Origin of the sequence: Caulobacter sp. RHG1 (genome assembly GCF_013181195.1) — a bacterium.
In the GTDB taxonomy this organism is placed as follows: Bacteria; Pseudomonadota; Alphaproteobacteria; order Caulobacterales; family Caulobacteraceae; genus Caulobacter.
This window is the reverse complement of sequence record NZ_SMZP01000003.1, coordinates 215,414-240,750: the sequence shown is the minus strand read 5'-3', so window position 1 is coordinate 240,750 and position 25,337 is coordinate 215,414. Positions and strand designations below refer to the sequence as shown.

The 25,337-nt window shown below is 68.2% G+C and carries 29 protein-coding genes; 15 read left to right on the top strand and 14 right to left on the bottom strand.

What is annotated here, in order from left to right; all coding sequences use genetic code 11:
• The first annotated feature begins 6 nt into the window (after positions 1-6).
• From E1H18_RS08810 to E1H18_RS08800, 3 genes are all read left to right on the top strand, one after another.
• Positions 7-480 carry a hypothetical protein gene (locus tag E1H18_RS08810; protein ID WP_172266378.1) on the top strand — a complete coding sequence of 158 codons (474 nt, stop codon included), beginning with the start codon at positions 7-9 and terminating at the stop codon, positions 478-480.
• A gap of 49 nt (positions 481-529) precedes the next feature.
• Complete coding sequence (locus E1H18_RS08805; protein ID WP_172266376.1) at positions 530-1,705, top strand: cyclopropane-fatty-acyl-phospholipid synthase family protein; 1,176 nt, start codon at positions 530-532, stop codon at positions 1,703-1,705.
• A gap of 70 nt (positions 1,706-1,775) precedes the next feature.
• Positions 1,776-3,176 carry an amino acid permease gene (locus E1H18_RS08800; protein ID WP_172266373.1) on the top strand — a complete coding sequence of 467 codons (1,401 nt, stop codon included), beginning with the start codon at positions 1,776-1,778 and terminating at the stop codon, positions 3,174-3,176.
• On the opposite strand, the gene E1H18_RS08795 is transcribed toward E1H18_RS08800, so the two are convergent.
• The gene (locus E1H18_RS08795; RefSeq protein ID WP_172266370.1) at positions 3,173-3,502 is read right to left on the bottom strand and encodes a helix-turn-helix transcriptional regulator; all 330 of its coding nucleotides are present in this window, start codon (positions 3,500-3,502) and stop codon (positions 3,173-3,175) included. The two genes, E1H18_RS08800 and E1H18_RS08795, sit on opposite strands and share 4 nt — an antisense overlap.
• 52 nt (positions 3,503-3,554) lie before the next feature.
• Here E1H18_RS08795 and E1H18_RS08790 point away from each other — a divergent pair, with 52 nt between their 5' ends.
• From E1H18_RS08790 to E1H18_RS08780, 3 genes are all read left to right on the top strand, one after another.
• A complete protein-coding gene (locus E1H18_RS08790; protein ID WP_172266367.1) occupies positions 3,555-4,004 on the top strand; it encodes an SRPBCC domain-containing protein in 450 nt (149 codons plus the stop codon).
• Positions 4,005-4,155: 151 nt separating this feature from the next.
• Positions 4,156-4,584, top strand: a complete 429-nt coding sequence (locus E1H18_RS08785) for a DUF350 domain-containing protein (protein ID WP_172266364.1) — start codon at positions 4,156-4,158, stop codon at positions 4,582-4,584.
• Positions 4,585-4,612: 28 nt separating this feature from the next.
• Complete coding sequence (locus E1H18_RS08780) at positions 4,613-5,446, top strand: trypsin-like peptidase domain-containing protein (protein WP_172266361.1); 834 nt, start codon at positions 4,613-4,615, stop codon at positions 5,444-5,446.
• On the opposite strand, the gene E1H18_RS08775 is transcribed toward E1H18_RS08780, so the two are convergent.
• The 9 genes from E1H18_RS08775 to rdgB all read right to left on the bottom strand — a co-directional run bounded on the left by E1H18_RS08775 (position 5,443) and on the right by rdgB (position 15,363).
• Complete coding sequence (locus E1H18_RS08775) at positions 5,443-7,125, bottom strand: MFS transporter (protein ID WP_172266358.1); 1,683 nt, start codon at positions 7,123-7,125, stop codon at positions 5,443-5,445. The genes E1H18_RS08780 and E1H18_RS08775 overlap by 4 nt on opposite strands.
• Positions 7,126-7,159: 34 nt before the next feature.
• The gene (locus E1H18_RS08770; protein WP_172266355.1) at positions 7,160-8,689 is read right to left on the bottom strand and encodes a response regulator; all 1,530 of its coding nucleotides are present in this window, start codon (positions 8,687-8,689) and stop codon (positions 7,160-7,162) included.
• 25 nt (positions 8,690-8,714) lie between these two features.
• Positions 8,715-10,265 carry a YifB family Mg chelatase-like AAA ATPase gene (locus E1H18_RS08765; RefSeq protein WP_172266352.1) on the bottom strand — a complete coding sequence of 517 codons (1,551 nt, stop codon included), beginning with the start codon at positions 10,263-10,265 and terminating at the stop codon, positions 8,715-8,717.
• Between the two features lie 111 nt (positions 10,266-10,376).
• Positions 10,377-11,330: a glutathione synthase gene (gshB, locus tag E1H18_RS08760; RefSeq protein ID WP_172266349.1), complete on the bottom strand. Its 954-nt coding sequence runs from the start codon at positions 11,328-11,330 to the stop codon at positions 10,377-10,379.
• A 171-nt stretch (positions 11,331-11,501) separates the two neighbouring features.
• Positions 11,502-12,317 (bottom strand): SirB1 family protein, encoded by an 816-nt coding sequence (locus E1H18_RS08755; RefSeq protein WP_172266346.1) that lies wholly within the window; start codon positions 12,315-12,317, stop codon positions 11,502-11,504.
• Positions 12,314-12,715 carry a YraN family protein gene (locus tag E1H18_RS08750; RefSeq protein ID WP_172266343.1) on the bottom strand — a complete coding sequence of 134 codons (402 nt, stop codon included), beginning with the start codon at positions 12,713-12,715 and terminating at the stop codon, positions 12,314-12,316. Before E1H18_RS08750 ends, E1H18_RS08755 begins: the two co-directional genes overlap by 4 nt.
• On the bottom strand, positions 12,715-13,587 hold the full coding sequence (rsmI, locus tag E1H18_RS08745) for a 16S rRNA (cytidine(1402)-2'-O)-methyltransferase (RefSeq protein WP_172266340.1): 873 nt from the start codon (positions 13,585-13,587) through the stop codon (positions 12,715-12,717). Before rsmI ends, E1H18_RS08750 begins: the two co-directional genes overlap by 1 nt.
• Before the next feature lie 38 nt (positions 13,588-13,625).
• A complete protein-coding gene (gene hemW / locus E1H18_RS08740; protein ID WP_172266337.1) occupies positions 13,626-14,768 on the bottom strand; it encodes a radical SAM family heme chaperone HemW in 1,143 nt (380 codons plus the stop codon).
• On the bottom strand, positions 14,761-15,363 hold the full coding sequence (rdgB, locus tag E1H18_RS08735; RefSeq protein ID WP_172266334.1) for an RdgB/HAM1 family non-canonical purine NTP pyrophosphatase: 603 nt from the start codon (positions 15,361-15,363) through the stop codon (positions 14,761-14,763). Before rdgB ends, hemW begins: the two co-directional genes overlap by 8 nt.
• A 236-nt stretch (positions 15,364-15,599) precedes the next feature.
• Between rdgB and E1H18_RS08730 the strand changes: the two genes are divergently transcribed.
• The 3 genes from E1H18_RS08730 to E1H18_RS08720 all read left to right on the top strand — a co-directional run bounded on the left by E1H18_RS08730 (position 15,600) and on the right by E1H18_RS08720 (position 16,595).
• On the top strand, positions 15,600-15,716 hold the full coding sequence (locus E1H18_RS08730; protein ID WP_172266331.1) for a hypothetical protein: 117 nt from the start codon (positions 15,600-15,602) through the stop codon (positions 15,714-15,716).
• Between the two features lie 84 nt (positions 15,717-15,800).
• Positions 15,801-16,334 (top strand): DUF2975 domain-containing protein, encoded by a 534-nt coding sequence (locus tag E1H18_RS08725; protein ID WP_172266328.1) that lies wholly within the window; start codon positions 15,801-15,803, stop codon positions 16,332-16,334.
• Positions 16,335-16,352: 18 nt separating this feature from the next.
• Entirely contained in the window at positions 16,353-16,595 is a 243-nt protein-coding gene (locus E1H18_RS08720) for a helix-turn-helix transcriptional regulator (RefSeq protein ID WP_172266309.1), read from the top strand.
• Here E1H18_RS08720 and E1H18_RS08715 read toward each other — a convergent pair whose 3' ends face one another.
• The 3 genes from E1H18_RS08715 to rph form a co-directional block, all read right to left on the bottom strand.
• Positions 16,596-17,429 carry a TIGR02281 family clan AA aspartic protease gene (locus tag E1H18_RS08715; RefSeq protein ID WP_172266306.1) on the bottom strand — a complete coding sequence of 278 codons (834 nt, stop codon included), beginning with the start codon at positions 17,427-17,429 and terminating at the stop codon, positions 16,596-16,598.
• Between the two features lies 1 nt (position 17,430).
• The gene (locus tag E1H18_RS08710; RefSeq protein ID WP_172266303.1) at positions 17,431-18,408 is read right to left on the bottom strand and encodes a trypsin-like peptidase domain-containing protein; all 978 of its coding nucleotides are present in this window, start codon (positions 18,406-18,408) and stop codon (positions 17,431-17,433) included.
• Between the two features lie 69 nt (positions 18,409-18,477).
• Positions 18,478-19,194, bottom strand: coding sequence for a ribonuclease PH (gene rph / locus E1H18_RS08705; RefSeq protein WP_172266300.1), 717 nt, complete (start codon positions 19,192-19,194; stop codon positions 18,478-18,480).
• Positions 19,195-19,322: 128 nt separating this feature from the next.
• Here rph and hrcA point away from each other — a divergent pair, with 128 nt between their 5' ends.
• Together hrcA and grpE are read left to right on the top strand one after the other, a co-directional pair.
• The gene (hrcA, locus tag E1H18_RS08700; RefSeq protein WP_172266297.1) at positions 19,323-20,399 is read left to right on the top strand and encodes a heat-inducible transcriptional repressor HrcA; all 1,077 of its coding nucleotides are present in this window, start codon (positions 19,323-19,325) and stop codon (positions 20,397-20,399) included.
• 12 nt (positions 20,400-20,411) lie between these two features.
• Complete coding sequence (gene grpE / locus E1H18_RS08695; protein WP_172266294.1) at positions 20,412-21,041, top strand: nucleotide exchange factor GrpE; 630 nt, start codon at positions 20,412-20,414, stop codon at positions 21,039-21,041.
• Here grpE and E1H18_RS08690 read toward each other — a convergent pair.
• Entirely contained in the window at positions 20,981-21,241 is a 261-nt protein-coding gene (locus E1H18_RS08690) for a DUF2061 domain-containing protein (protein WP_172266291.1), read from the bottom strand. The genes grpE and E1H18_RS08690 overlap by 61 nt on opposite strands.
• Positions 21,242-21,410: 169 nt before the next feature.
• On the opposite strand from E1H18_RS08690, the gene dnaN reads away from it, so the two are divergent.
• From dnaN to E1H18_RS08670, 4 genes are all read left to right on the top strand, one after another.
• The gene (gene dnaN, locus E1H18_RS08685) at positions 21,411-22,529 is read left to right on the top strand and encodes a DNA polymerase III subunit beta (protein ID WP_172266288.1); all 1,119 of its coding nucleotides are present in this window, start codon (positions 21,411-21,413) and stop codon (positions 22,527-22,529) included.
• Between the two features lie 71 nt (positions 22,530-22,600).
• Entirely contained in the window at positions 22,601-24,541 is a 1,941-nt protein-coding gene (locus E1H18_RS08680) for a S9 family peptidase (protein WP_172266285.1), read from the top strand.
• Between the two features lie 36 nt (positions 24,542-24,577).
• A complete protein-coding gene (locus E1H18_RS08675) occupies positions 24,578-24,865 on the top strand; it encodes a helix-turn-helix transcriptional regulator (RefSeq protein ID WP_172266282.1) in 288 nt (95 codons plus the stop codon).
• Between the two features lie 63 nt (positions 24,866-24,928).
• Positions 24,929-25,300: a VOC family protein gene (locus tag E1H18_RS08670; protein WP_172266279.1), complete on the top strand. Its 372-nt coding sequence runs from the start codon at positions 24,929-24,931 to the stop codon at positions 25,298-25,300.
• The last annotated feature ends 37 nt before the right edge of the window (positions 25,301-25,337 follow it).

The window sequence follows — 25,337 nt, the reverse complement described above, 5'->3', positions numbered from 1 at the left end:
CTCGCCATGCTGCTCGCCGCCCTGTTCGCCGCCGCCCTTTCCACCACCAATCTGACCGCCGAAACGCCGCCGCCAGCCGATCCCGAGGACCGCGCCGTGCTGGCCGCCACCCAGGCCTTTTTCGACGGCATGGCCGCCGGCAGCCCCGACGCCCTGCGCGCCGTCACCCTGCCAGGCGCCCAGCTGACCAGCGTGCGACCGCAGGCTGACGGGACCAGCAAGGTCAGTCGCACCGCCTTCGAGGATAGCTTCGGCAAGGCCGTGCCGCCCGGCCTGAAGGAGTGGATGTGGTCGACCCTGATCGTCCGTCACACCAGCCTGGCCACGGTCACGGGCCCGTTCGAGCTGACCAAGGACGGCAAGACCGTCCATTGCGGCATGCAGGTCTTCACCCTGCTCAAGCCGGAGGGCGCCTGGAAGGTGGCGTCGATCAGCTGGACGGTCGAACCCGACGCCTGCCCCGCGCTGCGCAAGCTCTAGTTTTGGCCCCACCGGTTGTGGTGGGCGAACTTCACCTTAAGTTGGGGGGATGATCGAAGCCCTCCTTACCAAGATGATCAGGACCGGCGACCTCACGGCGCATCTGCCGGGCGGTCGCGTCATCAAGGCGGGGGACGGCACGGGGCCGCCTGTGGCCATCCGGGTCAACGCCCGCGGCCTGCGCCGCCTAGCCAATCCCAGCCTCGGCCTCGGCGAAGGCTATATGGAAGGCGACATCGTCTTCGAGCAGGGGACGATCGACCAGCTGCTGACCATCGTCGGCGAGAGCGGCGGCCGCAAACCCAAGCGCGGCTCGGCCTTCACCCGCTTCCGCAAGGCGTTGAAGCGACGCATCCAGCAGGTCAACGGCAGGGTGGCCTCGCGCAAGAACGTCGCCCACCACTACGACCTGTCGAACGACCTCTACCGCCGGTTCCTCGATACGGACATGCAGTACTCCTGCGCCTATTTCGAGCGTCCGGACATGACGCTGGAAGAGGCCCAGGAGGCCAAGAAGGCCCTGATCGGCCGCAAGCTGCTGATCCAGCCCGGCATGAAGACCCTGGACATCGGCTCGGGCTGGGGCGGCCTGTCCATGACCCTGGCCAAGGACTTCGGGGCGCAGATGACGGGCGTGACCCTGTCGACCGAGCAACTGGCCCTGGCCAAGGAGCGCGCGGCGAACGCGGGTCTGGCCGACAAGACCGACTTTCGCCTGACCGACTATCGCGACCTGAACGAGACCTTCGACCGCATCGTCTCGGTCGGCATGCTCGAGCACGTCGGCGCGCCGAACTTCCGCACCTATTTCGAGACCATCGCCAAGCTGCTGGACGAGGACGGCGTGGCCCTGGTCCACTCGATCGGCAAGATGCACGGGCCGGGCGCGACCAACGCCTTCACCCAGAAGTACATCTTCCCGGGCGGCTACATCCCCGGCCTGTCGGAGATCGTCACGGCCATCGAGCAGGCCGGGTTGTGGATCACCGACGTCGAGATCCTGCGCCTGCACTATGCCGAGACCTGCCGTATCTGGCGCGAGCGGTTCATGGCCGATCCGGACATCCCGACGATGTTCGACGCCCGCTTCCGCCGCATGTGGGAGTTCTATCTGGCCGGCGCCGAGCTGGGCTTCCGCCATGGCGGCCACATGGTCTTCCAGATCCAGCTGGCCAAGAAGCGCGACGCCGCGCCGCTGACTCGGGACTACATGCTGCGCGCCTAAACCGCTCCAAAGATTGACGGAAGGGATGGCGGCGTCCATAGGCGCCGCCTGACTGTTCCAAGGAGCCGCCATGGCCCCGTTCCGCGCCGCCGATCTCCTGCGTCGAAAGCCTGTGCAGCAGGTCGAGGGCGAGCATCCGCCCGAAGGCCTGCCGCGCACCATCGGCCTGTTCCAGCTGACCATGCTGGGCGTGGGCGCGACCATCGGCACCGGCATCTTCGTGGCTCTGACCACGGCCGTGCCCGCGGCTGGTCCGGCGGTGATCCTGGCGTTCGTGCTGGCGGGGATCACCGCGGCCCTGACGGCCCTGTGCTACGCCGAGCTGGCCTCGACCATCCCGGTGTCGGGTTCTTCGTACTCTTACGCCTACGCCACCCTGGGCGAGTTCGTGGCCTTCATCGTCGGCGCGTGCCTGCTCCTGGAATACGCCGTCTCGGCCTCGGCCATCGCGGTCGGTTGGGGGCAGTATCTGAACGAGATGTTCGTCGACCTGATCGGCTGGCGCATGCCCGACGCCATCGCCAAGGCCCCCGGCGCGGGCGGGGTGTTCAACCTGCCAGCCGTGGTGCTGGTCGGGTCGTGCCTGGTCCTGCTGCTGCGGGGCGTCAAGGAATCGACCCGGGTCAACGCGGTGCTGGTGATCCTGAAGCTGCTCGTTCTGCTGTTCTTCGTGGTCATCGCCTTCAGCGGCTTCAAGGCCAAGAACCTGACCCCGTTCATGCCGATGGGCATCGCCGGCGTCGGGGCGGCGGCCTCGTCGATCTTCTTCTCCTATATCGGCATCGATGCGGTCTCGACCGCCGGCGAAGAGGTCAAGGACCCGCGCCGCACCCTGCCTCTGGGCATCGTGCTGTCGCTGCTGATCGTCACCGGCGTCTATATCCTGGTTGCCCTGGCCGCCGTCGGGGCCCAGCCCTGGACCGCCTTCGCAGGGCAAGAGGCGGGCCTGGCGGTGATCCTGCGCAATTTGACTGGCGCGAGCTGGACGTCGCTGATCCTGTGCGTCGGGGCGATCGTCTCGATCTTCTCGATCACCCTGGTGGTCATGTACGGCCAGACGCGGATCCTCTACGCCATGAGCCGCGACGGCCTGCTGCCCAAGGTGTTCCAGCGCCTGGATCCCAAGACCCACAGCCCGGATCTGAACACCTATATCGTCGCGGGCTTCATCGCCGTGCTGGCCGCCTTCGTGCCGCTGGACGTGCTGGTCAACCTGACCAGCATGGGCACCCTGATCGCCTTCGCCATCGTCTCGCTGGGGGTGATCATCCTGCGTCGGACCCAGCCCGACTTGCCGCGCGGCTACAGGGTCCCGTTCTACCCGGTCGTGCCGGCGCTGAGCGTGGCGTTCTGCGCCTATCTGATCATCGGCCTGCCGCTGGACACCTGGCTGCTGTTCGCGGTCTGGGTGGCGGCCGCCTGCGCGCTCTATTTCGGTTATTCGGTCAAGAACTCGAAGCTGCGGTCCTAGGCCTCTTCCTCGACCGCCTGCTTCAGCCGGCTCAGCATCGAGGCGGCATAGGCCGCGTAGGGGCCGATCCAGCGTTCGTGGACGCCGTGGATCGGCAGGGCGTCCAGGTGGTTCCAGCGCTCGCGACCCCGCCGTTCGGCCACGACCAGGCCAGCGTCTTCCAGCACGGAGAGATGTTGCATCACCGTGCAGCGGTCGAACTCGGGGATGCGCGCGCACAGCATGCCGGTGGTCAGCGGCTCGACCTTCAGCAGATCCAGGATATGGCGCCGGACCCGGTGGCCCAGGGCCTTGAAGATCAGGTCGGCTTCGTCCTCGTTTGACATGTTATAATTCTATAACATATGGTCTGGGCCATCAAGTGAAGGAGGCTCTTCCATGGCGCACGAATTCACCGTCAGCGGCCGGATCGCCAAGCCGGTGTCCGAGGTCTTCGAGGCCGTCGCCGATCCCAAGAGGCTGCCCGGCTATTTCACCACCGGCGGGGCGCAGGGGCGGCTCGAGACCGGCGCGACCGTCACCTGGGATTTCCACGACTTCCCCGGGGCCTTCCCGGTCGAGGTGGTCGAGGTCGTGAAGGATGAGAAGATCGTGCTGCGATGGGGTTCGGCCGAGCCCAATGCGACCTACAGCACCACCGTGACCATGACTTTCGCCGACACCGGCGACGGTCGCACCCTGGTGAAGATCCACGAGGCGGGTTGGAGCGACACCCCGGCCGGGGAGAAGGCCGCCTTCGGCAATTGCGAGGGCTGGACCGGCATGCTGTGCGCCATGAAGGTGTTCGTCGAGCACGGCCTGAACCTGCGCGAAGGCTTCTACAAATAGGCTTTGACTCTCCCGGCGCGGGCGCCCCCTACGCAAATCTCATCGAGCCGTGTTAGTCAGGGCGCTGCTCATGTCTTGAGCGTGACGGGCGCCGAAGCCGGCTTCCACTTTCGGCTGTCACGCTCCGCAGAATCTTCGGGGTCGTCCGCGTATGCAGTCCCAGCTTCAGTCGCCCGAGGTCCAGGCCTTCGCCACAGGCTTCCCGGTCACCCTGCTGCACGCCAGCGTGACCCTGGTCATGCTGATCCTGGGCACGGCGCTGTACGCCCTGATGACCCCTCACAAGGAAATCACCCTGATCCGCGAGGGCAACTCCGCGGCCGCCCTGTCGCTGGGCGGGGTAATGGTCGGCCTGGCCATCCCGCTGTCGGTGTCGTTGAAGGCCTCGACCTCGGTGATCGAGATCGCCATCTGGGGCGCGGCGACCATCGCCGTGCAGCTGCTGGTCTTCCGGGTCACCGACATGGTGCTCAAGGGCCTGCCCGAGCGGATCCAGGAAGGCGAGATCTCGGCCGCCGCCCTGCTGGTCGGCGCCAAGCTGGCCACCGCCCTGATCCTCGCCGCCGCCGTGGCCGGCTAGGCGCGGTACGGTCGGGGGACCTCTTACAGTGCATTTCCCCAAGCTTCCCGATTGGCTGGTCTACGCCGCGGCGGTCAGCGCCCTGGTGATCGTCGCCGTCGGCCGGCAGGAGCGCTCGGACGCCCCGCCGCCGCCGCCGCCGGTGCCGGGCGAGGAAGGGCTGCCTCTAGGGCCGTCCTCGCCGTTCGACCCGTCGATCGTGGTCCAGGTGCCGGACCGGCCCGAGCCGGGCTCGGGCACGGCCTTCTCGGTCGGCGATGACGGCACCTGGCTGACGGCGCGCCACGTCGTCGATGGTTGCAAGTCGGCGGCCATCGTCGTGGCCGACGGCCGCGGCGTGGCGGCCAAGATCCATGTCGATCCCCGGGCGGACGCCGCGATCCTGACCACCGAAGGCGGGGCGCCGGCGGTGCCGTTGGGTCTGGACCAGCCGCTGCGCCGCGGCGCGCGCGCTTATCATCCGGGCTTCCCGCAAGGTCATGCCGGCGAAGCGGCCTCGCGCCTGCTGGGCCGTGAGAACCTGGTCGTCCATGGCCGTGGGGCCCGTACCGAACCCGTCCTGGTCTGGGCCGAGGTCGGCCGCACCGACAGCCTGAAGGGCACGCTTTCGGGCCTTTCAGGCGCGCCGGCCCTGGACAGCGCTGGCCGGGTCATCGGCGTCACGGTGGCCGAGGCCCCGCGCCGGGGTCGCATCTATACGACCGCCCCCGAAACGCTGAAGGCGGTGCTGGGGCCCAGCCGCCGCCCCTCGCCGTCCAGCTTCGCGCCCAGCGAGCCGATCACCACCGAGAACTACGGCCGCGTGGCCGACGGCCTGCGCCGCGACCTGCGCGTGGCCCAGGTGGTGTGTCTGGCGGTCTAAGCCGCGACGTCTGCTTCGGCCGGTTTCTGCCGCGCGGCCACCAGGAACGACAGCACGATCGCCACCACCCCGATCAGGGCGGTGTAGATGAAGAAGGCCGTATAGCCGGCGGCCATCGCCTGGGCGCTGACGCCGAGCTTGGCGCCCGCGGCGGTGAAGCTCTCGGGCGGCAGGCGGGTGAACAGGCCCTTGAGCAGACCGATCGGTCCGCCGTGCTCGGCGGCCTGGGCGGAGGCCTCGACGATCCGTCCCGACTGCGAGGCGATCAGCTTGCCGGGCAGGGCGTACAGCGACGAGAACAGGGCGTACTGGGTGGCCGTGAAGCCGGCTGTCGTCAGGCTGGACATGTAGGCGATCAGGGCGGTGCCGGCGATGCCGCCGGCGATGTTGTCGATGCAGATCGCGGCGAACAACATGCCGGTGTTGTGGCCGCTCATGGCCAGCACGGCGAAGGTCAGGTTGCTGAGCGGCTGGGCGAAGGCGCCGATGATCAAAGCCTTCATCAGACCAAGTCGCGCGACGATCACCCCGCCCAGGAACACGCCGATCATCGAGGCGATGATGCCGAACACCTTCCGGATCTCGGCGATCTCGGTGAGGGTGAAGCCCATGTCGCGGTAAAACGGGTTCATGATGTTGAGCACGAAGTCCGAGACCCGGTAGACGCAGATCGCGGCCAGGATCAGGCCGGCCACGCCCTGGAAGCGGGTCAGGAACTCGCCCAGCGGTTCGCCGAACGCCTTGGACATGTAGACGCCGGGCTTGGTGCGGACCTTGGGGATCGGCCAGGCGGCCACGACCACAACGGCCAGGCCGGACAGCACGCCCAGCAGTTGCAGCCAGACGCCGTTGGGCTTGGCGGTCCAGGCGTCGGCCAGCGCCTCGCCGCCGATCAGCTTGGAGAGGAGGGTGGCGTCGCCCGATAGCCCCGAGCCCAGGAACAGCGCGCCCAGCAGCAGCACGCACAGGCGCAGCAGCCATTCCAGGACCTCTAGCGCCTTGGGCTGGACGACGTCGCCGGTGGGGATCGGACGGATGGTGTGCTCGGCCTCTCGCGGGGCCAGCAGGGTGGCCAGCACGCCGACGCTCATCGCCGCCGCCATGAACAGGTACGAGATGTTCCAGTTGAAGCGCTCGGCCAGCAGCAGCGGCACGGCGCCGGCGGCGATCATCGCCCCGCGATAGCCCCACTGCACGGCGACGGCCATCTGGCCCTGGCGCTCGGTGTCGACGACCTCGATGCGCCAGGCGTCGATGACGATGTCCTGGGTGGCGGTGGCGAAGCCGACGATCACCGCCGTCAGCGCCACCAGCGGAAGGTTGGTCGCCGGATTGAGACTCGAGATCGAGGCCAGGCCGACGATGATGATGGCCTGGCAGACCAGCATCCACGCGCGACGATGGCCCAGCAGGCGGTGCAGGATCGGCACCTTGGTGCGGTCGATCAGCGGGGCCCACAGGAACTTGAAGGAGAACGACAGGGTGGCCAAGCTGAAGAAGCCGATCACCGCCAGCGACAGGCCCGCATCGCGCAGCCACAGCGACAGGGTGTCGAAGATCAGCATGTAGGGCAGGCCGGACGCGAAGCCGAGACCCAGCATGACCAGACTGCGCCGCTCGCCGAAGAAGGCGAGGGTCTGGAGAAGAGTCTTCTTCTCCGGTGGCTTGGCGTCGGTCATCGCTTCCCCCAAACGGGGAAACCGCCCCGTCCTGCTAGCCGGCGACCTTGGCTCGCGTCGCGGGTTTCGTCCAGCGGCCCGAAACGCCTGAGGTCGTCCATTTCTGCAAGGCGTCGCGCAGGGCTTCCTGGGTCAGCGGCTTGACCAGGAAGTCGTCCATGCCGGCGGCCAGGCAGGCGCGCTTGTCCTCGTCGAAGGCGTCGGCGGTCAGGGCGGCGATCGGCGAGGTGACGCCCTTGGCGCGCAGGGCCTTGGCCGCCTCGACGCCCGACATGCCCGGCATGCGCAGGTCCATCAGGATCAGGTCGTAAGCCCCCGCTGCTGCAGTGGCCACGGCCTGCTCGCCGTCCGCCACACGATCGACCTTGCAGCCTTCGCGCTCCAGCAGGGTGCGGGCCAGCAGGGCGTTGATCGGATTGTCTTCGGCCAGGAGCACCCGCACGCCCCGGGCCACCGCGCCGGCGACGCGATCGTCGTGTGCGTGGTCTTCGACGGGCGCAGTGTCTGCGCCGCCCGCCTGCAGCACCTGGGCGACCATCGAGGCCACGCGCAGCGGCTTGATCAGATAGCCCGAGAAGCCCGCGGCGCGCAGCGGCTCGATACGGTCGCGTTGCTCGGGGGTCAGCAGGACGACAGCCCGACGATCGGCGGGCGGCTTGAGGCCGCCACGCGGGCCGGCCAGGGCCTTGTCGATCAGCAGCACGGCGTCGGCCGGGGCGCCGGCCAGGGCCGAGGCGACGTCGACGGCGGCGAAGGCGCGCCCGCCGGCGGCCTCGATCTGGCGGACCGTCGCGGCGCGGACGATGGCGTTGGGCGAGGCGATGGCGACGGCGCGGCCGTCCAGGGGCGCCGTCCGGAGGACGGGAGAGGCTGTCTCAAAGGGCGCCTCGAACCAGAACTCGGCGCCGTGGCCCAGCTCGCCGCCGACCCCGACCTCGCCGTTCATGGCCTGGGCCAGGCGCGAGACGATGGCCAGCCCCAAGCCCGCTCCGCCCAGCTGGGTGGCGTGGGTGATGTCGGTTTGGACGAAGGCTTCGAAGATCCGCTTGCGGGCTTCGGGGGCGACTCCGGGCCCGGTGTCGGCGACCGAGAAGCGGATGTGGCCGTTCTCCGTGGCCACCGCGGTCAGCAAGACGCCGCCAGCCTCGGTGAACTTCACGGCGTTGCCGGCGAAGTTCAGCAGGATCTGCCGCAGCCGGCCTTCGTCGGCCAGAATGGTCGGCAGGGCGGCCGGGACCGCCCAGGCGATCTCCACGCCCTTCTCGTGGGCGCGCGGACTCATCAGCTCGGCGACCTGGCGCAGCAGGTCCTCGACATTGACCGGGGCCAGGGCCAGCTCGATCGAGGCCGCGCCCAGGCGGGCGAAGTGCAGCACGTCATTGACCAGCGACAGCAGGTGGTCGCCGCTCTCGCGCAGGGCCGTGACATAGGTCCGCTGCTCGGCCGTCAGCTTGGTGTTCTCGAGCAGGCGCGCCATGCCCAGCACGCCGTTCAGAGGGGTGCGGAACTCGTGGCTCAGGGTGGCCAGCTGCTCGGGGGTGACGCCGGGGCGGGGAGTGCTCATGACCGGCGATCTTAGCCGTCGCGGCTTAACGGGCGGTCAAGCCCAGGTCGGCGTTCGGAACCTCGTCCGTCGACGAGGCGCGGCGATAGGCCAGGGCCTCGGCGATGTGGACGCGGCGCACCGTGTCGGCGCCCTCAATGTCGGCGATGGTGCGGGCCAGGCGCAGGGTGCGGGTCCAGCCGCGGGCGCTGATCCGGCCGGCCTCGGCGGCGCGGGCCAACAGGGCGCGGCCCTGCTCGTCCAGGGCGGTGATCTTCTCCAGGAAGGCCCCTTCGGCTCGGCCGTTGAGCGCTTCCGCCGAATCCAGCGCCGCGGCGCGGTCGGCTTGCAGAGTTCGGGCCCGCGCCACCCTCGCGGCGACCTGGGGGGTTCCCTCCGCCGGCGGCGGCAGGGAGAGATCGGCGGCGGTGACGGCGGGCATGTCGACGGCCAGGTCGATGCGGTCCATCAGCGGGCCCGAGACCCGGCCCTGATAGTCCTTCTGGCAGCGCGGGGCCTTGCCGCATGCGCCGCGTCCGGCCCCGCCATGGCCGCAGCGGCACGGGTTCATCGCCGCCACCAGCTGAACCTTGGCCGGATAGCGGATATGGGCGTTGGCGCGGGCCACCATCACCTCGCCGGTCTCCAGCGGAGCCCGCAGGCTGTCCAGCGCCTGGCGTCCGAACTCGGGCAGTTCGTCGAGGAACAGCACGCCGTTGTGCGCTAGAGACACCTCACCCGGCTTTGCCTTGAGCCCTCCGCCCGTCAGCGCGGCCATGCTCGCCGAGTGATGCGGAGCTCTGTACGGACGATCTCGGGTCAACGCCCCGCGCGCGATCAATCCGGCTACCGAATGGACCATCGAGGTCTCCAGCAACTCGGCTGAGGTCAGGGGCGGCAGCAGACCTGGCAGGCGCTGGGCCAGCATCGATTTTCCCGAGCCGGGCGGGCCGACGAAGACAAGGTTGTGGCCGCCGGCCGCAGCGATCTCCAGGGCGCGCTTGGCCTGCTCCTGACCTTTCACATCGCGAAGGTCCTTGGGCGCAGGGCCCTCGACGATCGGACCCGGCGTGGGCGCCGACAGGATCTGAGCCCCGCGAAAATGGTTGATCAGCGACACCAGCGAACGTGGGGCCAGGATCCGCGTGCCGCCCGCCCAGGCGGCTTCGGGCCCTGAACCCTCAGGGCAGATCAGGCCCAGTCCCATCGCCCCAGCCGCCATGGCCGCGGGCAGGGCGCCGGCGGCGGGCATGATGCGGCCATCCAGGGAAAGCTCGCCCATGGCCGCCCAGCCGTCCAGGGCGTCCAGCGGGATGACGCCCAGCGCCGACATCACCGCCAGGGCTATGGGAAGATCGAAGTGCGCGCCTTCCTTGGGCATGTCGGCCGGCGCCAGGTTGGCGACGATGCGCTTGCCCGGCAGCGACAGGCCAAGACCCGCGAAAGCTCCGCGAACCCGCTCGCGGCTCTCGGCCACGCCCTTGTCGGCCAGGCCGACGATGACGAAGGCCTGCTGACCGTTGGTCAGCTGCACCTCGACATCGACCCGGCGCGCCTCGACGCCCTCGAACGCGACGGTGACCACCTTGGCCGCCATGCCGTGACCCTTTGTGGATTCTCGAATTTATCCACAAGTCACAGCATAGCTTCCGAAATGCATCAAGAACGAAAAACGAACATTTTAGGAAAATTCCGTCTTTCCGTAGAGTTACCCACCGATGCGGCGAATGTCCTCGATGCGTTCCCACAGTACAGTCGCGGCGTTGACGCCGCTGAAGCGGTTCAGCTGCTGGGCGCCCGTGGGCGACGTGACGTTGATCTCGGTCAGGTACTCGCCGATGACGTCGATGCCGACAAAGATCAGTCCACGGCGCTTCAGTTCGGGGCCGATGATCTTGCAGAGCTCCTGATCGCGAGCGGTCAGTTCCACGGCTTCGGCGCGGCCGCCGACGCGAAGATTCGAGCGCACCTGGCCGGCGGCCGGCACGCGATTGATCGCCCCGACCGGCTCGCCGTCGATCAGCAGGATGCGCTTGTCGCCCTTGCTGACAGCCGGCACGAATTTCTGGGCGATGACCTGCTCGCGGCTGATCATGGCGTGCAGTTCCAGCAGCGCGTCCAGGTTCGGATCGTCGGCCAGCAGCCGCGCCACGCCCGAGCCGCCGCCGCCGTAGAGGGGCTTGAGCACGATGTCGCCGTGACGAGCGCGGAAATCGTAGATCGCCTCGTGGTCCGAGGTGATCAGGGTCGGCGGCTGCACGCCCGGGAAGTCGGTGACGAACAGCTTTTCGGGCGCGTTGCGCACCTCGGCGGGATTGTTCACGACCAGCGTGTGCGGATGAACCTTCTCCAGGAAGTAGGTCGCGGTGATGTAGGCCATGTCGAACGGCGGATCCTGGCGCATCAGCACCACGTCGATGTCGTCCTTCATGTCCAGCACGACCGTCTCGCCCAGCTTGGCGTGGGCGCCCTGCTCGGCAAAGACTTCCAGCGGCTGGGCGCGGGCGAACACCCGGCCGTCTTCCAGCGACAGCTTGTCGGGCGTGTAGAACCACAGCTTATGCCCGCGGCTCTGAGCTTCCATCATCATCAGGAAGGTCGTGTCGGTGTCGATGTTGATCCCCAGCACGGGGTCCATCTGGACGGCGACTCGCAGCGACATGGGGGCTCCTGGGGTTCGATAACGCACGGCTTAGTTAGGCCGATTTCGGGAGATTGCGAGGGCTCAGTGCGTCCTTCGAGGCCTGCTGCTCAGGCGCCTCAGGATGAGGTGGCCAACAATCGTCCTCATCCTGAGGTGCGAGCCGTCAGGCGAGCCTCGAAGGACGCACGATCAGTTCAGCCGCAGCCGCATCCGTTCGCGCGCGGCTCTCGCCGCGATCGCAGCGCCGCCGTCCAGGGTCTGGGCGCGGGAAAGGGCCTGCAAGGCGCCGGCCAGGGCGCCCTGGCCTTCGCGGGCGGCGGCGACGTCCAGCCAGGGGCGGTGGTCGTTCGGATTGAGCAGGGCGCGGCGCAGGGCCGAGCGCTCGGCGCGGGGCCAGTCCTTGGCCTGCTGGGCGCGGGCGAAGATGTTGTTCTGCAGGCGGATCAGCACGGCGCGGTCGGAGATCGGCGCCATCAGCAGTTCCAGCCGCGAGGCGACGTCGGGCATCAGGCCGGTGCGTAGGGCGCGGCGCGACAGCTCGGACGGCAGGACCACGCGGCCTTCGCTGAACGGGTCCAGGGCCAGCGGCCCCTCGTCGGTCTCGATGCGCAGCAGGAAGTGGCCGGGGAAGTCGACGCCGTAGAGATCCAGCCCCGCTTGGCGCGCGGCGTGCAGGTAGAACACGCCCAGCGCCACCGGCAGGCCCTTGCGGCGGTCGGCGATGGCGATGACGTCGGCGTTGTCGGGGTGATCGTAGGTCAGGACGTCGCCGGTCAGGCGCAGGTCGCCGGCCAGGGTCTCGGCGACGGCCTCCTCCGGCGACTCGCTCTCGGCGCGGCGGCGCAGGCGGTCGACGGAGTCCTTGGCCAGGTTGATAGCCGGGGTGATGTCGCGGCTGGGATCGTCGTGGACGGCGCAGGCCAGAGCCGCGTCGAACAGGGGGAAGTCCTCGTCGGGGCCTTCGCCGGCGCGGGTGAGGATCTCTTCGGCCTCTTCGCGGGTCATGCGGGGCCTCCGAAGCTTGAACCAAGATCTGGCCAGGCATTAGGCAAGTGGCGTGGGGCACGGCCGGGGGCCAGGGCGATCAGGTCCAGCCGCACGGACAGGTCGCGCAGGCCCTGGCGGTGCGCAGCGAGATGGGCGGCGGCGCGGCGCAGGCGGTCTCGCTGGGTGGGCGTGACGGCGTCCAGGGCGTCCTCGATGGTGGTCCGTTGCTTGACTTCCACAACGGCCAGCGTCTGGCCGCGTTGCGCCAGCAGGTCGATTTCGCCCAGCGGCGTAGCCAGACGGAAGCCGAGGATGCGATAGCCCTTGGCCATCAGCCACAGCGCCGCGAACACTTCGGCCCGCCGTCCGAGCTTGCGCGCCGCCGCACCTCGAGCCTGGCGGACGCTGGCGACCATCAGACCTGCTCCTTCAGAGCCAGCGCTTGCCGGTAGAGATCCTTGCGCGACAGGCCCAGCGCCTTGGCCACCTCGGAGGCGGCTTCGCCCAGGGGCAGGCGGGCCATGGCCTCGCGCAGCGCGGCCTCGGCGTCGTCGGCGGTGGCGATCTTTTCCGCGCCCGGACCGACGATGATGACGATCTCGCCCTTGGGCGCTTCGAAGCGCGGGTCGGCGGCCAGGTCGTCCAGGGACCCGCGGATGCAGGTCTCGTAGAGCTTGGTCAATTCGCGGCACACAGCGGCCTGGCGGGTTCCGCCGAACACGTGGGCCATGTCCGCGAGGCAGTCGTCCACCCGCGAGGCGCCTTCGTAGAAGATCAGGGTGGCGCGGGTATTGGCGAACTCTTCCAGGAAGGTTCGGCGCGCAGCGCTCTTGGGCGGCGGGAAGCCGGCGAACAGGAAGCGGTCGGTGGGCAGGCCGGCCAGGGTGAGCGCCGCGAGAGCGGCAGAAGCGCCGGGGATCGGGATCACGTCATGCCCAGCCGCGATCGCCTCGCGGGCCAGGCGGTAGCCGGGATCGGAGACCATCGGCGTGCCGGCGTCCGAGACCAGGGCCACGCGCTCGCCGGCCTCCAGCCGTTCGAGAATGCCGGGAATGTCGCGTTCGGCCACGTGCTCGTCGTGGCGCTGCAGCTTCGTCTTGATGCTATAAGCGGACAGCAGCTTGCCGGTCACCCGGGTGTCCTCGGCCAGCAGCACGTCGCAGGCGGCCAGCACGTCCAGGGCTCGCAGGGTGATGTCGCGCAGGTTGCCGATCGGCGTCGCCACCAGATAGAGGCCGGGCGCGAGCGGCGCGTCGGACAGGGCTGGCGGGGGAAGCTGGCGGCTCAAATCAACGCGTCCTTCGGCTCTCGCAAATCACAGCCTTATCAGGTCGCTAGCGCGCCTGTCAGCCTGTCCAGCACCAGCCGACCAGCGCGGGTCGCACGCAATCGGTTGCGGTCGTCGGCCAGCAATCCGGCCTCGACCAGGTCGCGAACCTTTGCCGCGTCAGGGTTCAGGCCCAGCGGGGCCATCTCGTCGAAGCCCACGCCGTCGTCGATGCGCAAACCCAGAACGAGTCGTTCTTCGGCCGCTTCCTCAGGGGTAAGCATCTCGCGCTCGAAGCCGAGACCGGTTTCGGCGACGGCGGCGATGTAATCCTTGACGCCCCGATGGGCGGTGGTCGCCGCGCGGCCTTCGGGCAGGCTCAGGCGGCCGTGCGCGCCCGGGCCGGCGCCGACATAGTCGTGCCCGCGCCAGTAGACGAGATTGTGCCGCGAGCGGGCGGCCGCGCCCTTGGCGTGGTTGGAGACCTCGTAGGCGTCGAAGCCGGCGGCCTCCAGAAGCGCCTGCGTGGTCTCGAACAGGGTGGCGGCCAGGTCCTCGTCGGGGACCACCAGCTTCCCGCGTCCGACCGCGCGGTCGAAGGCCGTGCCGTACTCGATGGTCAGCTGATAGGGCGAGACGTGCTCGGGCCCCAGGGCGATGGCTTCGGACAGTTCGGCGCGCCAGGCCGTATCGGTCTGGCCGGGGCGGGCGTAGATCAGGTCGATGGACAGGCGCGGGAAGGCCTTGGTCGCCGCCGCGATGGCCCGTCGCGCCGCGCCGGCGTCGTGGTTGCGGCCCAGCGCCTTCAGGGATTCGTCGTCCAGGGCCTGGACGCCCAGCGACAGCCGCTGGATGCCGGCGTCGGCGAGGGCCGCGAAGCGACCGGCCTCGGCGTCGGTCGGATTGGCTTCCAGGCTGATCTCCAGGTCGGCGACGGGTGACCACAGGCGCTTGGCCGTATCGATCACCCGCGAGACCTGCGCCGGATCCATCAGCGAAGGCGTGCCGCCGCCGAAGAAGATCGACAGCAGTTCGCGCTCGCCGGTCAGGGCGCGCTGGGCTTGGAGGTCGGCGACGATGGCGTCGGCCAGGGCGGCTTGCTCGTCGGTCCGGCCCCGGTCGCGCACGACGTTGAAGTCGCAATAGGGGCAGATCCGCGCGCAGTAGGGCCAGTGGACGTAAACGCCGATCGGTTTAGTCAAACAGCGCCGCCTTCAGCTTGGCGAAGGCGCGGGCGCGGTGGCTCATGGCATCCTTGGCGGCCGGCTCCATCTCGCCGAAGGTCAGGTCGTGGCCGTCCGGCATGAAGATCGGGTCGTAGCCGAAGCCGCGCGTTCCACGGCCGGGGAACACCAAGGTCCCGTCGACGCGGCCCTCGACGACCACGGCCGGACCGTTCGGCCAGGCGACGGCGAGGGCCGACGTGAACCAGGCGGAATAGTTCTCCGTGCCCGTGGCTTCGATCCGCTCGGCGACCTTGTCCATGGCCAGGGCGAAGTCCTTGGTCGGGCCGGCCCAGCGGGCCGAGAAGATGCCTGGCGCGCCGTCCAGCGCCGTCACCGACAGGCCGCTGTCGTCGGCCAAGGCGATATGGCCCGACAGGTCGGCGGCGTGGCGGGCCTTCAGCAGGGCGTTGCCGACGAAGCTCGCCTCGGTTTCGTCCGGCTCGGGCAGGCCCAGCTGGCCGGCGGTCAGGATCTCGAAGCGGCCGTCCAGCAGGGCGGCGATTTCCGGCACCTTGCCGGGATTGTGCGTGGCGGCGACCAGCTTGGTTCCGGCTTCGAGCTTCAACGCCATGGCGGCCTCCGTGAGCAAAGATCGGCTCCCTTTACCGCGCCCGATCGGATTTGGCGCGGGGCGATGTGGTGTGACCTTGAAGGCACGTGCCCTGGCGACCGTGCATCATTACCAGAGTTTAATATCGTTTCTCGATAAACGAGATTGGCGGAACCACGTTCGGCTCCTATTTGTTGATCGTGGCGAGGGACCGGGTTCGTCTGGTCCTGACGCCCCTTCGCAAACTGGAAAACACGATGTCCGCCGCCCGCCTGTTCCGCCTCGCCGACAAGGTCGTCATGACCGCCATCACCGCCGCCCTGCTGGTGGGTGTTCCGGTGTCGGCCGTGGCGTTCGTGGCGCACACGCTCTAAGGCGGACCAGGTTTTTCGGGACTTTTGACCGCCCCGGCGACGCGGGGCACATTTGCTCAGCGTCGTTGTCGGGGAAGCGGTCATATGCGCGCCTTAGGGCCTGGTTCCGTATCGAGTTTCCTGAAGATCATCCTGGACGTCATTTACGTCGGGCTGTGGATCTTCGTCTGTTTGCTGTCGCTGTTCACGCTGGTCGCCCTGCTGTTCAGCTTCAATCCCGAACTGCTGGCCTCGATGTTGCCGATCAGCGACGCGGTCGAGGCCGTCAGCCGCGACGGTCCGCTGTTCGCCGGCGCCCTGGCCGCCTGGGCGCTGCTGCTGGGCGGCTGGATGGTGATCGTCGAGCGCCTGCGCCGGATCTTTGGGACGCTGACCGCCGGCGACCCCTTCCATCCTGACAATGTGGTGCGCCTGCGCCTGATCGGCCTGGTGCTGGCTGGCCTGGAAGTCGGTCGCTACGTCTTTTCGGGCCTGGCCCGCTGGCTGGCCCCCAAGGCCAAGGTCATCGACGACAGCTTCACACTGACGGCCTGGTTCTCGGTGCTGGTGGTGTTCGTCCTGGCCGAGGTCTTCCGCGAGGGCGCCCGCCTTCGTCGCGAAGCCGAACTCACGATCTGATCCGGAGCGCGAAACCGCATGCCTGTCCGCGTGAACCTCGACCGCGTTCTGCTGGAACGCCGCATGTCGCTGACGGAGCTCTCCGATCGCGTGGGCGTGACGATCGCCAACCTCTCGATCCTGAAGACCGGCAAGGCCCGCGCCGTCCGCTTCTCGACCCTCGACGCCCTGTGCCGCGAGCTGCAATGCCAGCCTGGCGACCTGCTGAGCTACGAAAGCGGCCCGCCGGCCAGCTACGATGATGACGAACTCGAGGGCTGACTAATACGCCCGACCCTGGCCGTCCTCGCGCCATTTGAGGATCAGCTGGCGATTGCGGAATTCGAAGGCTTCCAGGCGGTTCAGGAAGCTCATGCCCAGCAGGGAACCGTCCATCGGGGCCTTGTTGACCATCACCCGGAAGCCTTCCAGCTTGATGGCTCCAACCTCCATCGTCGTGGCGTCATAGGCCGCGCCATAGCCGACGCCGTTGGCGGTCTGAGCCTTGTAGCCGTAGTTCAGCGTATCGACCGGGATGCCGATGCGCTTGGCGTCGGCCGGGCTGAGCACGGTCTCGGTGGCGCCGGTGTCGACCATGAACCGCACGCGCTGGCCATTGATCAGGCCGTCGACGACATAGTGGCCGCCTTCGCCTTGCGGAACCACGAGGGTGCGCTCCTCGGTCTGGACCGGCGAGCCGACATTGAAGGCCAGCTGCAGCTGGCGCGGCACGCTGGCCAGCTCGGCGCGATAGGCGTAGCCCAGCGCCAGCACGGTGATGACGCCCAGCCAGATCGCCACATGCTTCAGGTGCTGGCCCAGCGAGCCTTGCAGGCCGCGCATCAGCACCGACGAGATCAGCACCACGATGCCCACCCGGTAGAGCAGGGACATCTTGCTGTCGTCGCTCTGAAGGGCCTCGGGGAAGGCGCGGCTCAAGGCGAAGACCAGCACGCCGATCCCGGCCAGAAAGCCCAGCCACAGCCAGAGGCCGCCACGCGGCGCCGACAGTCCAGGGGGCGAAGGACGCTTGAACGTCGGCTGCTGGGGCCCTGTATTCCGTGGCGCCGGGGCGGGGGTGTCCGGTTGGTCCCAGGGACCGCGCTTTTCCGTCATCTCAGTTCAAGCGCCGTTTCTTCAGCAAGGTTGCGCGATCCATCGAACGGATCTCGACCTCGAAGAGATCGCCCTCGCGCAGCACCTTCAGAGGCACGGTGACGCCCGCTGGGCCCAGCGCCCACAGGGCGGTGTAGAATTCGGCGAGGTCGGAGACCGGCATGCCGTCGACGGCCAGGATCAGGTCGCCGGCCTTCAGCTCGGCGCGAGCGGCCGGGCCGTTGGGCGAGACGCCGACCACGACGACGTGGTTCTCGGTCTCCTGGGCGAAGACCCCCAGCCAGGGGCGGGGCGCGTGCGGGGACTTGCCGCGCGCCAGTTCGTCCAGGATCGGCGGCAGCAGTTCGGCGGGCACGAACATGTTGATCGGACGCGCCTGCCCCTCGTTGTCGCGGCCTTCCAGGGTCAGGGAGCCCAGGCCCACGAGGTCGCCCTTGGGGCCGATCAGGGCCGCGCCGCTCCAGTGCGGATGCGCGGGGCCGGTGATGATGGCGTCGTCCAGCAGGTATTCCCAGTAGCCGGCGAAGGGCATGCGGGCCATGACCTTGGCGGCGACCGCATGGGTGCGGCCGCCGGCGCCGGCGGCGATCACCGAGTCGCCGGTGTCCAGGTCGCGGGCGCTGCCGATGGTGATGGCCGGCAGGTCCAGCGGCTCCAGCGCCTGAACCAGGCCCAGGCCGGTCTGGTTGTCCAGTCCCAGCACATGGGCCGGCACGCGTCGGCCGTCGTTGCGCGTCAGGATGACCTGGTCGGCCTCGGTGATCAGATAGGCCATGGTCAGGACCAGGCCGCCCGGGCTGACCACCACGCCGTTGCCGATGCGCTCGGTCCCCAGGATCGACGCCGTATAGGCGTCGGCGGGCACGGTCGCCTCCAGAGCGACCATCGAGGCCAGCGCCTGGTCCAGGTCGAAGCGATAGGCTTCGGCCGAGGGACGCAGGCGGGCTTCGACTTCATGGCCTTCGAACGGGGTCGTCACGTCAAACTCCTAACTCTGAGTTTGGAATCTGGGACCGATACCCCGTCCGGGCAAGGGCGAAAGGGGGGCTTAAGCCCCGATCGCCGCGCGTTGCAGCACGAACAGCTCGTTGATGCCCTTGTCGGCCAGGCTGTACAGCGACTCGAACTCGGCGCGGGTGAAGCCGCGCTTTTCGCCCGTGGCCTGGATCTCGACGATGTCGCCGGCGCCCGTCAGAACGAAGTTGCTGTCGGCCTCGGCGCTCGAGTCTTCCTCGTAGTCCAGGTCGAGGACCGGGGTGTCCTTGAAGACGCCGCACGACACGGCCGCCACCTGGCCCAGGATCGGGTCGGTCTTCAGCACGCCCTCTTCCAGCAGGTAGTTGACCGCCAAGCGCAGGGCGACCCAGGCGCCGGTGATGGCGGCGGTGCGGGTGCCGCCGTCGGCCTGGATGACGTCGCAGTCGAGGCTGATCTGGCGCTCGCCCAGGGCCTTCATGTCGACGACGGCGCGAAGGCTGCGGCCGATCAGGCGTTGGATCTCCTGGGTGCGGCCGCTCTGCTTGCCCGAGGCGGCCTCACGGCGACCGCGGGTGTGGGTGGCGCGCGGCAGCATGCCGTATTCGGCGGTGACCCAGCCGGCGCCCTTGTTGCGCATCCAGCCCGGGACGTTCTCCTCGACCGTGGCGGTGACCAGGACTTTCGTATGGCCGAAGCTGACCAGGCACGAGCCTTCGGCATAGCGGTTGACGCCGGTTTCCAGCGTAACGGCGCGCAGCTGGTCGGGGGCGCGTTCAGACGGACGCATGGGGAAACTCCGGTATGGTTTGAATTCGCTGGGTGGCCGCTTATCCTATTGAAGACCGCACATGAAAGAGGGCGTCCGCTTTTGTTCGCCGACCGGGTCCTGAACGACACGCCGCCCATGGTTATGGAATGACGCATCTCTTCCCGGGGCCGATCGTCCGCACGCCGGGCCTCACCGAGCTGGACAGCCGCGCCCGCGACATCTTCCGTCGGGTCGTCGAGTCGTACCTGGAGACGGGCGAGCCGGTGGGTTCGCGCACCCTGTCGCGGGCCGGCCTGGCGCTGTCGCCGGCCTCGATCCGCAACACCATGCAGGACCTGGCGCAGCTGGGCCTGCTGGACGCGCCCCACACCAGCGCCGGACGACTGCCGACCCATGCGGGCCTGCGGATGTTCGTCGACGGCCTCCTGGAAGTCGGCGACGTGGCCGAGGCCGACAAGCAGGCCATCGAAGCGCGTCTGGCCGTGCGCGGGCGCTCGTTCGAAGAAGCCCTGGCCGAGGCGTCGTCCGTGCTCTCCGGCCTGGCCGGTGGAGCGGGGATCGTGGTCACGCCCGTCCGCGAGGGCGGGGTCAAGCACGTGGAGTTCGTGCCGCTGGGCGGCGGCCAGGTTCTGGCGGTCATGGTGTTCGAGGACGGCCAGGTCGAGAACCGGCTGATGCGCCAGGCTCCGGGCGTGACGCCCTCGGCTCTGCAGGAGGCGTCGAACTTCCTCAACGCCCGCCTGCGCGGCCGCACCCTGTCGGAAGCCCGCAGCGAGATGGACCACGAGCTGGGCGCGGCCCGCCGCCAGCTGGACGAGACCGCCGCGCGCCTCGTGGAGGATGGCCTGGCCGCCTGGAGCGGCGGCGAGGGCGACGCGCGTTCGCTGATCGTGCGCGGACAGGCCAATCTGCTGGCCGACGCCCGGGCCCGCGAAGACATCGACCGCGTGCGTCAGCTGTTCGACGATCTGGAGCAGAAGGGCCAGCTGATCGGCCTGCTCGACGACGTGCGCGACGCCGAGGGCGTTCGCATCTATATCGGGGCGGAAACGCGGCTCTTTTCGCTTTCGGGTTCCTCGGTGATCGCGGCGCCCTATATGACGGGCCGACAGAAGGTGCTGGGCGCGATCGGCGTGATCGGGCCTGCGCGCTTGAACTACGCCCGTGTCATTCCGTTGGTGGACTATACCGCCCGGGTGCTCGGGCGGATGATGGATGGATAAGGACTGTACGAGATGACCGACGAGCAAACGCCGGCTGAAGACGTGGCCTTCGAGGGCGCGGAAGACTTTGGCGACGCCTCGCAAGAGATCGCGGCGCTGCAGCTGGAAGTCGCCGCCCTGAAGGAACAGGCGCTACGCTACGCCGCCGAGGCCGAGAACACCAAGCGTCGCGCCGAGCGCGAGATGAATGACGCCCGGGCCTATGCGATCCAGAAGTTCGCCCGAGACCTGCTGGGCGTGGCCGACAACCTGTCGCGCGCCACGGCTCATAGCCCGAAGGACTCGGCCGACGCGTCGGTGAAGAACTTCATCGTCGGCGTCGAGATGACCGAGAAGGAGCTGCAAGGCGCCTTCGAACGCAATGGTCTGAAAAAGATCGATCCGCCTCAGGGCGAGAAGTTCGACCCGCACCTGCATCAGGCGGTCATGGAGCAGCCCTCGACCGAGGTCGCCGCCGGCGGCGTGATTACCGTGCTGCAGGCCGGCTACGAGCTGATGGGCCGTCTGGTCCGTCCGGCCATGGTCGCCGTGGCGGCCAAGGGCTCGACCGGCCCCGGCGAACAGGCCGCTGCGGCCAATCCCTATGCCGGCGCGGCTTCGGACGGTGACAATTCGGGCGGGTCTTTCGACACGAAAGCCTGATCCTGCTGACGGTCGCGCGCCTTCTGATCGGCGCGCGACCACAGCCGCTCGTGAATGTTGAAGGCCACCGTCTGGACCATCGGTTCGACGATCCCGACCGCCAGGGCGATGCGCCAGTCGCGGGTCAGGGCGTAGGCGACGGCGATCGCCACGGTCAGGTGCATGGACGCGTAGGTGGCGGTCTTGAGGTAGAGGCGCATGGTTTGCGCTCCTAATTGATAATAATTCTCAATATTGGCGCTGATTTCCCGTTGCGCAAGGGGCCCCGCCCCCTTCCCCACGCGCGCGATTTCGCTAATGTCGGCGGTCCATTCTCAACGGGGCCGTGCAGGACGATTCTCCTGGGCGGTCAGGGCGTCGGACCGGATTATGAAGCTTACGATCGAACGGGCGGCGCTCCTGAAGGCGCTGAGTCACGTGCAAAGCGTCGTCGAGCGCCGCAACACCATCCCGATCCTGTCGAACATCCTGTTGTCGGCCGAAGGCAGCACGCTGTCGTTCTCGGCCACCGACCTGGACATGGAGATCATCGACGAGGGCCTGGCCCAGATCGACGTGCCCGGCCAGATCACTGCGCCCGCCCACACCCTGTACGAGATCGTTCGCAAGCTGCCAGACGGCGCCGACGTCTCGCTGAGCTTCAGCGGCGATGATCCGCGCCTGGTTATCCAGGCCGGCCGTTCGCGCTTCAACCTGCCGGTGCTGCCGGCCGGCGACTTCCCGGTGATGAGCAGCGATGGTCTGTCCAGCCGCATCGCGGTCGACACCAACGAGCTGATGCGGCTGATCGACAAGACCCGCTTCGCGATCTCGACCGAAGAGACCCGCTACTATCTGAACGGCCTCTATATCCACACCGTGGTCGAGGGCGACGAGACCAAGCTGCGCGCCGTGGCCACCGACGGCCACCGCCTGGCTCTGGCCGAGATGCCGGCGCCGGAAGGCGCGGCGGGCCTGGCCGGCGTGATCGTGCCGCGCAAGACCATCGCCGAGGCTCGCCGCCTGATGGAATCGGCCGGCGAGACGGTCGACGTCCAGCTGTCGCCGCAGAAGGTCCGCTTCGAATTCGGCGCGGCCGCCCTGACCTCCAAGGTCATCGACGGCGCCTTCCCCGACTATCTGCGCGTCATCCCGCGCGACAACGCCAAGATCCTGACGCTGGACAACGACCTGTTCGCCAAGGCCGTCGACCGCGTGGCCACCATTTCGGCCGAGAAGAGCCGCTCGGTGAAGCTGGCCGTCGAACCGGGCCGCATCACCCTGACCGTCCGCAACATGGAAGCCGGCCAAGCCGTCGAAGAGGTCGAGGTCGACTACGACGGCGAGCCCTTCGAAATCGGCTTCAACGCCCGCTACCTGCTGGACGTCTGCGGCCAGATCGCCGGCCCGCAGGCCGAGTTCCGCTTCGCCGACCCGGCCAGCCCGACCCTGGTGGTCGATCCGGTCGACCCGGGCGTGAAGTACGTGCTGATGCCGCTGCGGGTCTGATCCCGCAGTTTGGCTTTGAAAGAAACAAACGGGCGCTTCGAGCGCCCGTTCTGCTGTTGGGGATACGCTCCATGAAGACGCTGCTTGCCGCCTCGGCCGCTGTCCTGGCCCTCGCCGTCGCCATTCCCGCCGCCGCGCAACAGGTCGAGCGCCGCGAGATGGGCAATCAGATCCTCGAGAACGTGCCGGTCGCTGCGCTAGCGATCCGCGAAGGCCTGGCCCGCTACCAGAACGCTCGCTCGGCATACTTCGACGATTGGCTCCCCAACGGCGGCATGCTGATCACCACGCGGTTCGGCAACACCAACCAGCTGCACACCGTGGCCTCGCCCGGCGCCGATCGCAGCCAGATCACCTTCTATGACGAGCCGGTCGGCGCCACCCACACCCTGCCGGGCGGCCAGATCCTGTTCTCCAAGGACACCGGCGGCGACGAGTGGTTTCAGCTGTTCCTGCTGGGCGAGGACGGCAAGACCGTCCAGCTGACCGAGACGGGCACGCGCAACGGCTCGCCGGCCTGGTCCAAGGACGGTTCGGTGATCGTCTGGTCGCGCTCGACCAAGGGTTCGGGCGATTCCGACGTGCTGATGCGCGACGCCGCGGGCGCGACGAAGGTTATCTACAAGGGTCAGGGTCAGGTCTCGCCGCTGGCGGTGTCGGCCGACGGCAAGACGGTGCTGCTGGGCCGCTACTTCTCGATTTCGGAATCCAAGCGTTGGCTGCTTGACGTGGCCAGCGGCAAGCTGACCGAGCTCAATCCGCAGAAGGCCAAGGCCGCCAAGATCGCCTACAGCGGCGGCAGCTTCACGCCGGACGGCCGTTCGGTGCTGCTGCTGTCGGACGAGGGCTCTGACTTTCAGCGCCTGGTGCAGATCGACCTGGTCAGCGGTGCGAAGGTGAACCTTTCGGGTGAGCTTTCCTGGGATGTCGAGGATTTCGCCCTGTCCGCCGACGGGCGCATCCTGGCCTATGTTGTCAACGAAGACGGCTACTCGAAGCTGGTCGTGCGGGACTTCCGCACTCGTCGCGCCCTGCCGCAGCCCGAGCTGCCGGCCGGCGTGGTCTCGGGCCTGGCGTTCTCGTCGGACGCCTCGAAGCTGGGTTTCTCGCTGGCGACCCCGACCTCGGCGAGCGACGCGTGGAGCTGGGGCGTCACCGACGCCAAGCTGGAACGCTGGACCGCGTCGGAGCTGGGCGGCCTGGACGCCAAGGTCCTGGCGACACCTGATCTGATCCGCTTCCCGTCGTTCGACAAGCGCTCGATCCCCGCCTTCCTCTACAAGCCCAAGCTCGCCGCTGGCCAGCGGGCGCCGGTGATCATCGACATCCACGGCGGGCCGGAAGGCCAGTCGCGGCCGACGTTCAGCCCGATCCACCAGCACTTCGTCGGGGAGCTGGGCGCGGCGGTGATCGTCACCAACGTCCGCGGCTCTTCGGGCTACGGCAAGACCTACCTGAACCTCGACAACGCCGAGAAGCGCGAGGACTCGGTCAAGGACATCGGCGCAGTTCTGGACTGGATCAAGACCCAGCCGGATCTCGATCCGGCCCGTGTCGTGGTCTACGGCCAGTCCTATGGCGGCTACATGTCGCTTGCCGTCATGACTCACTATTCCGATCGCCTGGCCGGAGGCGTCGAGCGCTACGGCATCAGCAACTTCGTCTCGTTCCTGCAGAACACCGAGGCCTATCGCCGCGATCTGCGCCGCGCCGAATATGGCGACGAGCGCGACCCGAAGATGCTGAAGGCCTTCGAGACGATCTCGCCGATGAACAATGTCGGCAAGATCACCAAGCCGATGCTGGTCATGCAGGGCTGGAACGATCCGCGCGTGCCCAAGTCGGAATCGGACCAGGTGGTGGCCAAGCTGCGCGAGAAGGGCGTCGAGACCTGGTACGTGCAGTTCAAGGACGAAGGCCACGGCTTCGCCAAGAAGATCAACAACGACCGCCGCCGCGAGGTCGAGACCCAGTTCCTGCAGAAGGTCCTGGGGCTGCCGGAAGCGAAGTAGTCGACGTGGAGCTTGGCTTTCGGCATACTTAGCTGCATGGCTGAGAGCGCTGAATTCCTGGACGAAACCTTCCAAGCGCTGGCCGATCCGACCCGCCGCGCCATTCTGAGCCGGCTGGCTGAGGGGCCGGCCAGCGTCGGCGAACTGGCTGCGCCGTTCGCCATGGCCCTGCCGTCGTTCATGAAGCACCTGCGGGTTCTGGAGCGATCCGGATGGATCGTCACCGCCAAGTCGGGCCGCGTGCGGACCTGCACGATCGTCACCGACCGCTTCGCGGACGTCGGCGCCTGGGTCTACGGTTATCGCGGCTTGCTGCAGCGCTAGAGCCTTATTGCCAATCGTCATAAGGCCGCTAAGGTCCGTTTCGTAAAAAAACGGGAGGTGGCCTTGGCCAAGATCAACTACGTGACGGTCGGTTCGAACGACCTGGAGAAGGCCAAGGCCTTCTATGACGGCCTGCTGGGTTCGATCGGCATGAAGCCGCTGTACGAGCACCCCTCGGGCGGCCGCCTCTATCGCGGTGACGGCTTCATGTTCGGGGTGCTGGGTCCCTATGACGGCAATCCGGCCTGCGTCGGCAACGGCATGATGGGCGGCTTTGCGTTCGACACCGTCGAGGAGGTCGACGCCTTCCACGCCAAGGCCCTGGAGTTGGGCGGTTCGGACGAAGGCGCGCCGGGCGCGCGGATGCCCAAGGTCTATTTCGCCTATTTCCGCGACCTCGATGGCAACAAGCTCTGCGGCTACAAGATGGGGTGACCTTCGGTCTGTAGCTTCGGCCGGCGACACCGCTTAA